The 9,171-nt window shown below is 48.1% G+C and carries 10 protein-coding genes; all 10 read right to left on the minus strand.

Features of this window, described 5'->3' with window-relative positions; genetic code table 11:
- Positions 1 to 50: 50 nt before the first annotated feature.
- The 10 genes from ABT58_RS09055 to ABT58_RS09100 all read right to left on the minus strand — a co-directional run bounded on the left by ABT58_RS09055 (position 51) and on the right by ABT58_RS09100 (position 8,316).
- On the minus strand, positions 51 to 368 hold the full coding sequence (locus ABT58_RS09055) for a hypothetical protein (RefSeq protein ID WP_047874053.1): 318 nt from the start codon (positions 366 to 368) through the stop codon (positions 51 to 53).
- Positions 369 to 465: 97 nt separating this feature from the next.
- On the minus strand, positions 466 to 816 hold the full coding sequence (locus ABT58_RS09060; protein ID WP_047874054.1) for a DUF3147 family protein: 351 nt from the start codon (positions 814 to 816) through the stop codon (positions 466 to 468).
- 30 nt (positions 817 to 846) lie between these two features.
- Positions 847 to 1,413: a hypothetical protein gene (locus ABT58_RS09065; protein WP_047874055.1), complete on the minus strand. Its 567-nt coding sequence runs from the start codon at positions 1,411 to 1,413 to the stop codon at positions 847 to 849.
- Between the two features lie 112 nt (positions 1,414 to 1,525).
- On the minus strand, positions 1,526 to 2,023 hold the full coding sequence (locus tag ABT58_RS09070; protein WP_107205083.1) for a pyrimidine dimer DNA glycosylase/endonuclease V: 498 nt from the start codon (positions 2,021 to 2,023) through the stop codon (positions 1,526 to 1,528).
- A gap of 66 nt (positions 2,024 to 2,089) precedes the next feature.
- Entirely contained in the window at positions 2,090 to 2,512 is a 423-nt protein-coding gene (locus tag ABT58_RS09075) for a hypothetical protein (protein ID WP_146147261.1), read from the minus strand.
- Positions 2,513 to 2,543: 31 nt separating this feature from the next.
- Positions 2,544 to 3,047 (minus strand): metal-dependent hydrolase, encoded by a 504-nt coding sequence (locus ABT58_RS09080; protein ID WP_047874058.1) that lies wholly within the window; start codon positions 3,045 to 3,047, stop codon positions 2,544 to 2,546.
- A 425-nt stretch (positions 3,048 to 3,472) separates the two neighbouring features.
- A complete protein-coding gene (locus tag ABT58_RS09085) occupies positions 3,473 to 6,064 on the minus strand; it encodes a family 20 glycosylhydrolase (protein ID WP_047874059.1) in 2,592 nt (863 codons plus the stop codon).
- 352 nt (positions 6,065 to 6,416) lie between these two features.
- Positions 6,417 to 7,073, minus strand: a complete 657-nt coding sequence (locus ABT58_RS09090; protein ID WP_047874093.1) for a glutathione S-transferase family protein — start codon at positions 7,071 to 7,073, stop codon at positions 6,417 to 6,419.
- 90 nt (positions 7,074 to 7,163) lie between these two features.
- Entirely contained in the window at positions 7,164 to 7,628 is a 465-nt protein-coding gene (locus ABT58_RS09095) for a GNAT family N-acetyltransferase (RefSeq protein ID WP_047874060.1), read from the minus strand.
- A 166-nt stretch (positions 7,629 to 7,794) separates the two neighbouring features.
- A complete protein-coding gene (locus tag ABT58_RS09100; protein WP_047874061.1) occupies positions 7,795 to 8,316 on the minus strand; it encodes a hypothetical protein in 522 nt (173 codons plus the stop codon).
- Positions 8,317 to 9,171 lie beyond the last annotated feature (855 nt).

The following is a 9,171-nucleotide window of genomic DNA, read 5'->3' on the forward strand; positions in this document are numbered from 1 at the left end:
TGCTGCAAAATCACAACAAGGGGTCACGACACCGTTACAACACGGAATATTTATTTATCATCCAAACTCGCCTTGTCATCTGACGGAGGCGAGATCACCTGCGAGGTCTCATAGATCTTGCGATTCAGTAATTCACTTTTTGCGGCTTGGCGGTCAGCATCAATGGCGTCTTCCAATGACATCGCCATGTCTTTATCAAACAATTTCATGATGTTATTCAAGATATCACTGAAAATCATGGGTGCTGCCGGAATCGCCAGCAGGGTATTGAGCAACAGGTAATGCAATGATTCATTTTGCAGCGCCAGCGCAATGGTCCACATACAAAACGGGATCCCAAGAATGAAAAACCACTGTTTTTTCGTCATCGTTGCTTCTCCTTAAGCATGATGAAAGACATGATTTTCGCGCCTTACCTTACGCATACACACGGCACCTTACGTACACGTTAAGGGCAAAGCATATTCACAATAAACGGATCCCCCACACTTTGGCAATGTATGCCGTCAGGCCAAAGCTCACAACAGAGACGAAGCAGCAAATAAGCAGGGTCAGCCAGAAGGAATAGCGATTTAGCAGGTATGGAAACAGCAGAAACATTGGTAAGGTCGGCACCACATACCAGAAGGTGTAAAAGGCGTGGTTAGACAGCTTTTCCTGCCCTTGGCCTTCGATGTACATCCATATCAATGCCAGAATAGTCACTGTCGGTAATGCCGCCACCAGCGCCCCCAGTTTATCGCTGCGCTTTGCGACTTCGGAAATAATGACCACAATGGCTGCGGTTGTTAAATACTTAAACGCTATCCACCACATGACACAACCTCCAGACAGTGATAAATAAACTTATTCCACACCCTCTTCCATCGCCGCAGGATAAAACACCCACATATCCTGCGGGATCCCACTCACATTGGTCTGCTTTTCGAGCAGCAGCAAACCTTCTGAGACATACCAGCCAATCAGGCTGTCAGAATGAATAATGCCATTTTGATAGCAGACATTACGGAATACCTGCGCTTCAATGTTCTGACCGGATTCCTGATACTGACGCTGCACGGTTAAATGGGGTAACGACCCGCTGACAGAAAGGTTTAATTCCGCCCCGCCAATTTCGGTGTAATAGGTATGATTCACTTCGGAATGATTACGCAATGCCGCGCTCAACTTATCAAAGAAGGTGACACGCGAGGGCTCAACGTCCTCATCGGCAGGAGTGAAGTCATCCACACTGATCACTTCTGTGCCGGATAACACTAAGGAGGGAAAAGATTCCAGCAGTAAAACTTCCACTTCTTCTGCGGTTAAGCAATGCATCGGCGTGTCTTCTTCAGCCGCAATGGCAGGCATGCTCACCATCCATACTGCCGCCCCAAGGAGTTGACAATAACGTACTGTGGTGTCCTTAAACATCCTCTCTCTCCTTGGCCATCAACCTTTATGTCGTAAGACGTCACTCTCAAAAGCAGAGCAAAATCGGTAAGGACATTATAGTCAATGCGATGCATAGCGGTATATCAAAACATCACTTTTGTTGGGTATTCAACGCATGTGCACTGGATAGGTACCACGCAGGTGGTTGGCGTTTGGTCCATTTAGCAAACGCGGCTTTATCACCCAGATAAAAACGGCGATAAGCCTCTATCGGATCGCCCTCTACTTTGTATTCATCAGGCATGGCTTGGGCGAAAGGCGTTAACCCGTGGGAAGGAAAGGTTAAGGGTTCAATTGTAGCCAGCACCGCAATGGATTTGTGATCAACCGTTTTATCGTAGCGGTATTTGTATTCTTCATTGAGTGCCAGTGCTAAATCACGCAGCCACAGGAAATTATCGTATGACGCCTCCACCCACAGTACGCAGGGGTGCTTCACATGGGTCGATTTATACGGGGTTTCAAAACCTTTCTTGTTCAGTGCCGTACACAGCATCTGTACGCTTTCTAGAATCATCTTCACGACATGTTGGTCACAATGGGCCTGCGCGCAGGTTTGAATATCCTCATCCAATACAAAAATGTTCATCCGCCTCGTTGCTCCTGTACTGAAAATGCTACCTAGCAATGAGTACGCAACGACACCGCCATTCGATTACTGACAATCAAACTGCCCAATGGTGATCGACACTTTATGCTCGCCGACCGAGTCAGTGTAGACGTGGCGCAATTGGGCACCTTGTTGAATTAAATCAGCGGTAAGGGGTGTCGTGCAGGCAGCTTCCACCAATGCCGGCCGTAGTTGATCGATCAGTTGCTTCGGGGCAGTGCCATCATGGACGGCGGTAAGAAAGGCATAGTGATAAATCAATGCCTGTTTATCGACCTTAACCGCTGTCAGTTGTGTGTCGGCATCCAGCGTAATCGGCAAGGCTGCATTGACGGTTTGGGCAATCTCTTCCAGTTGCTGTATCAATGCAACTTGAGGATCCGCCTTGTTACCCTGCAGTCCCAAATACCCCGCGACCCCCATCCCTATAACGACAGCAGCCAATGCCCACTTTTGTATTGATGTCATGACGGTTTCCTCTTGAATGATTATCTGAGATTCATGATGCCGATGTGCGCTTACGCTGCGCCCACCATTCACGTCCCACACACATCACAGCGCCGACCGCGCCGGTGATCACACACACCCAATGCAGGGTACTGATCGACCACCACCCATGTAACGGATTCACCGCACTGAATGGGGCAAACGGCGAGACATCCACATGCATGATGCTATCAAAAAACACATGGCTGAATGTGCCAATATACGCGCTAATAAAAGCCGTTTTCCAGCGAATCGGCAAATAACGCCGCCACTTAATCACTATCAGTCCCCATTCACTGAGGTACTTCCCGGTGAGTGCAGCCAACAACCCTAATACCAACGCGCCCAGCAGCGTGTGAGATATACCGTGTAAATCCCCTTCTTGCGTCAAAAGCACCACCAAGGGCTGAATATCCATCACAATTTGTGACCAACCAAATACGGTAAGTGAAAACCCCGTCTGTGCCACGCTTTTGACCAACAATGCGGGCCCCATATGCAAAGGTGTAAAAGGCATCCTCTTCCTTAGCTCCCATTAAAACCACCATTATCCATTCACCCTGAGGCTATTATGGTGATGCCGAGTGTGTAAACCATTAATAAGAATAGAATGCAAAGGCGCGGGCGAAAAAAAGACCCAACCAAAACGGTCGGGTCGATACAGGAAGGTGACAGCGCACAGCAACTAGAGCTCGACAGGGCTGCTGTGCACCATCTGTTTTTGGTTATTTGTCAGTAAGGTGTCATCACATTGAGGCGTGCTTTACGTTTGAAAAACGACACCACGATGCAACGCTGATAGGACTGACATTGTTACTGTTTTTTTACTGACGTTGTAACAGGTAATGTGACCTGTGGTTTTTATTGTTTGGCGATCTGCTCAGCAATGACTGAGCAGATCTTTTCAGGCATTTTTTCTTAGCCGGTTTGACTCAAACATGCTTACTGCACAGACGTTGCACGGCCCGCACGCTCGCCAGACGCGGTACGTACCCATACCTTGCCAGCAACGGCAGGAGGGTTAGCCGCATCAAATACCTGCCAGCTTGTGCCGTTATCTTGCGAGTATTGAATCGTCAAGCCAGGGAATGGTGAGTTCGCATGCAATACGCCCTCCACCACTTTGGCACCCGGTACCGCAAGGTTGAAATCAATGCCTTCAGCTTCCAAATCGGCAAACACGTGCTGGCCTAGCAAGTTTGCAAAGCGGTTGTAGTCCGCATCACGTGCCGCTTCATCAGCAGGTTTAGACTGCAGATCATGCGCTTCCCATGGCGCGGTGTGCCATGCACGCTCAGCCATTGCGATAATACGCGGGAAGACCATACCTTCAAACTGCTCGCTGGTACGTACGGTTTCAGCCCAGAGTGAACTCTGTAGACCGGCCACGTTTTCAGGACGCTCCAGTTTCTTCACGCCTGCAGACGCCACCACATCCTCTTTAGAGATCGGCGCACCGGCACGGGTAAAGTCAGCATTCGCGAACACGTCATCTGGCATGTAACCAAATGTCTTACGGGTGTCCGTGTAACGTGGTGCCCAGTAGTAGCCACGCTCGTTTGGATCGGGCTCGTACGGGTGGTCGAAGTAGAAGTGAGTTGCGTGGTTGTAGATCACCTTGAAGCCATTGTTGGCCAGGTTGTACGCGCGGTCACCCACACCCCACTCCCAAATGTTCTGCCAAGCATTACCCGTTACGACGGCGTTCGCCATGTTCGCACGCGGGTACACTTTACCGCTGTGCATCAGACCATCTTCCCAGCCGCCCAAGTTCAGACCGTGGTTAGCGGTTATAGCTGCGACACGCTCAACAAAGTACTGGCTCAGCTGATCAGGGTCAGTGATGCCTTTGTCATTGTTCGCAAAGAAAGCGTCACACACCGGTGAGTTCTTCCATGCACCTGCTACTTCATCACCACCGAAGTGGAAGGTTTTCAGTGGCTGAATGCCTTGGTGAAGCGCAGCCAATTCACCCACAACCTGATCAACAAAGTTGAAAGTTGATTCCATACAAACGTTCATCGCGTTGTCCGTGAACATCTGTACAGAGAGGTACTCCGACTTATCGTCAAAGTCCGTCATCAGGAACTCTTTCGCTGCTTCAGGCTGACCTTCTTCCATCAAACGGTGGTAACGCGCTTCCATCGCTTTCACGGCGGCGTGTGCGTGACCAGGCATATCCAACTCAGGGATTACTTCAATGTTACGCTCTGCCGCGTAAGTCAGGATTTCACGGTACTCTTGTGCGGTGTAGAAACCGTTAGAATCCGCACTACCGTCAGGACCTGCGCCCAAGAACGGTAGTAAACAGCTGCGCTCTTCAGGATCATGACAACGACGAGAGCCGATATCAGTCAGCTCTGGCAGTGATGGCATTTCAATACGCCAGCCTTCATCATCCGCCAAACGCAGGTGCAGTTTGTTCAACTTAAAGCGGGCCATTTGATCAAGCAGACGCAATACGGTGGTTTTATCACGGAAGTTACGCGAAGCATCCAAAGAGAAACCACGGTATTCAAAACGTGGGGCATCGGTAATTTGTACCGCCGGCACATTGCCGTTATCCACTAACTGCAACAGTGACTGTGCCGCATAGAATGCACCCGCCGCATCGGCAGCCGCGATCTTGATGCTATTTTGTGCCGCATCCACCGTCAGGTTATAAGCTTCCGTCCATACAGAGCGGCTGTTCAGCGATACCTGTCCCCAGCCCACTTTGATCACTTTTGCCGTTGTCGGCGACCAAGGTGCGACAGTCAGACCCAGTTGCTCAGCCAGGTACGTGGCTTCTTGCTCGTAACCGGCGTCGTAAACCACGATCCAGTCTGCATCCAGCGCAACATCACCAGTGCCGACGGTCATTTGTGCCGGTGCAGGCACCACGCCCACCACGTCATCAATCTTTGACAAACTCGCATTGCGCTCAAAACGCTGCTCAGCCGTGAACGGATCATACAGATCCGACAAGCTGGCTGAATCGTAACGTTTCCACTGTTTGGCGGTGGTGAAATCCCCCACAAATGGCAATTCGTCTTGTGGCAGCACAGGCACTTTGCCATCAATCATGTTGCTGGTGCTTTTGATCAATGCAGAGACAGCGAGGCCTTCATGCTCAGACACAAAGTACCAGTTTGGCATGATATCGGTTTTGGCTGCCTGCCAGTCTGAACCGTCAAAATGAATATCCAGACGTTGGCCTGCTGGCAGCCCTTTGAACGCGGCTGTAGGTTCCAGTTTAAAGATATCACCGTTAACATGGGTGATAGTGAATTGGTCGGTTAATACGGTCGGAATGCGGCGGATATGACTGAACCAGATAGACCAGCCCGTTGCTGGCAGTGCGGTTGCACCTTGGTTATCCAGCGCGATAACGGCGCGGAAGGTACGCCACTCATCCTGAGTGTTATCAATCACAGTGTAAGACACAGCAACATCGTTACCGAACTGATCAAGCGCCTGTTGTGGCAAGGCAAATGCCTGTGATGAGCACAATGCGCCAACCGCGAGCGCAAGGGCTGAAGTGTTCCATTTCATTACGTTCCCCTTTATTTTACAAACTGAAATAAAGGTAAAGCAGTCGACCGCCACAGAGAACTCTTTTAGAAGAAACAAGCAAAAACATGCAACGTAATGGAAGTGAATACACCAAAAATCGGAATGATACCTTTAACAATTACAGGCGATTTATTAACCGATCACACTTTTATTTTGCGCTTAAAATTAAATTTATGAATGTTTTATAGGCGTACAGGGTGTGTATCACGCCATCAATAAACCTAAAAGGAATATCCCACCCATCAATGAAGCAATAAAGTGATAGCGGTTGTAAAGGGATGACTCACCCGTATCACTCTATTGAGGGTATTTATGCAACCGTTGCACCGAGCTACGCTTTTGCCACGCTGATCTGTAACGGTGCAAGGTCGATCCCTTCTATCTCGCACACGGCCTGAATCGTCGGTAAGCCACACAAACGCTGTAGGTATGCTGCCAAATGCGGGAAGGTCAATGGCGAGCGCTTCACAGGCAAACACCATTCCGCCAGCATAAATAAGAAATAATCACAGGCTGAGAGTTCCTCACCCAACAGATACGGATGTTGTGCTAGTTGATCATTGATCACTGCCAATGCATCACCAATACGTTCATCTTGGGCCGCAATCACATTGGGGATCGTGCTTTCATCATCGGTGTGACGGTGCGGGTAATAACGCACCATGAGCTCAGCTTGTAAGGTGTTATTCAGATACGCGAGCCATTGAAAAAACAACGGACGCTTTGCATCCCCCAATGGCGGGATCAACCCAAATTCAGGATGGGATTCACACAGATGAATACAAATCGCCGCACTTTCAAAAATAGGTTGGTCATTCACCACTAACGTGGGAATACGCCCCGCAGGATTCAATCGCAGATAATCGGGTGATTTTTGTACATTGGCTTTCTTATCCACCAGCAACAGCTGATAAGGTTGCTGCATATGATGCAATAAAAAATGCGGCGCCAGGCTGGCATTATTGGGGTAATAGTAAAGTTGGTACAACGTCGCCTCCATGTAACACGCTGTAAAATCAACTCTCCTCGTTAAAAGAAAGTTGGGAAACGACGATCATCCCGCATGCGAGACGGATGATCAAGCCTGCCATACCATGATGGTGGTCGTCATACGATGGTGCATGGCCGTATGCAAGACGCAAAAACCATGCTGACGGTATAACGCGATATTATGCTGTTCACATTGCAGATAAAGCACGGTGATCCCGAGCTGCTGCGCCTTCTCTTTCGCGGCGTTGAGTAATGCAGACGCAATGCCTTTCTTACGATGTGCTCGCGCAACATATACTCCGCCCAACCAATGTTCATATTCTGGATAATGGGTGTTTTCACATATTTTCAACTCAACAACACCCACCAGCTGTTCATCATCGTAGGCGACCAAAGCTAAAGGAAGGGCGTGACTGTTCACGGCTTTTTCTTTTATTCGCTGAAAGAGCCAGGCTTCGGTCACCTCTGGAGCAATATGGGACCATTCATCAAAATACCAACGCGTGATCGTCGAGACAGCATCTGGGTGATCAGCCAATAATCCTATTTGCATTCCTTTTCCTCTCCGACATCTCGTTGCGGTTTATCCCTTGCCCACTAATGTATTCGCTGCTCACCTCTGATTATACTGAATCACGAATAAAAAAATAAGCTGCCATCGTTCAATGGCAACTTATTTCGTTTTCAACAAATTTTGATGATGACTATTTAATTCGTCTTTATGCTCGTTCTTCCTGGCAAAATGCCAAGCCATCTTGAATAAAACCATTCGGATCAGTCATATCAAACTGTTCATTCAATTCAATATCCAATACATTGAATTGGAGAGAGTCTTTATTCACAATACCATTGAGTAGACGATCTTTACTGAACTCATTCAAGACTAAGTTAAACAAAAATATCCCGCTGTCTTCTGAGGCAATACCGGAACAGGTAAAGGTTTCCGAATACTGTTCGCGCCCTTCTCCTGCTTGTACGAAGCAATTCAAATCATTACGGGTAAAGCTTTCTCCCTCATAGCCGCCAAACACGATAGACAGCGTGCTGAGACATTGCTCAGGCGTTTTATCAAACACCAGCTGTAAAGAAGAACCAGCCTGAGAGTTAGCGTTAAGCACAGTACGCATTTCATTGCCATAAAATGACAAATTATTAGACACCCACCCACCTTCTTCTTTAATCACAGCCTGTGATGAGAATGAAGTACATAATAATAAAAACACAGCGAGTGTTTTTTGCATATTCAAATCCTTTGAAGCAAAAAGTCAATTTGACCATGCAGAAAATAGTTATTAATGAAAATATTTATCTACACATTCTGTTTTAAGCATAGTAAAAAACAGAACCGATACATAATAAGATAAGATGCAATAACACCATACCCAATAAGTACTATCACGTTGGCTTAATGATTGAGAAACACATATTGAAAGTGTGGTTAGTATCTACGGCTCCTCTTTTTTATGCAACGCGTTGATTCCTAAAAAACAAAGTAGTTCTAAATTATTGATTGAACCAACAATATTCACCGATATTCTTTGATAGCGCGCCGCATAATCTCTCATTGGCACTTGCAATTTGAAAAAGAAGAAAGTGACTGATAGCCACTTTCTTCTTCCTCTACACGGCAAGAGTAAACATTAAAGATACGCGCGCTAAACATGCGTCATTTAGCATGCGCCATCTAACATGCGTCATTTTGCATGCGCCATCTAACATGCGTCATTTTGCATGCGCCATCTAACATGCGTCATCAAATATGCCAATCTCCGCCTAGTGATTTAAACACCCCTACCGTGACTTGCGCCGTTTGCAGTCGAGCGGGCTTTGATTCAACCGCAGGGCGAAGTAAATTCAACGCATACAAAAAAGGCCCGTCATTTCGACCGGGACGCGCAGTCGAGGCTTCGTTGTATTGGCGGAGCGCTGGCCGGCATTCCGGCGGGACTCATTCGACCGCAGGGCGAACGTAAATTCAACGCATACAAAAAAGCCCCGTCATTTCGACCGGGACGCGCAGTCGAGGCTTCGTTGTGTTGGCGGAACGGATGGGGCTCAACGCGCACTGCCAGTGCCGCGCCCAAAAGACCGAAGGG

The organism is Photobacterium aphoticum (assembly GCF_001029435.1).
Lineage (GTDB): Bacteria > Pseudomonadota > Gammaproteobacteria > Enterobacterales > Vibrionaceae > Photobacterium > Photobacterium aphoticum.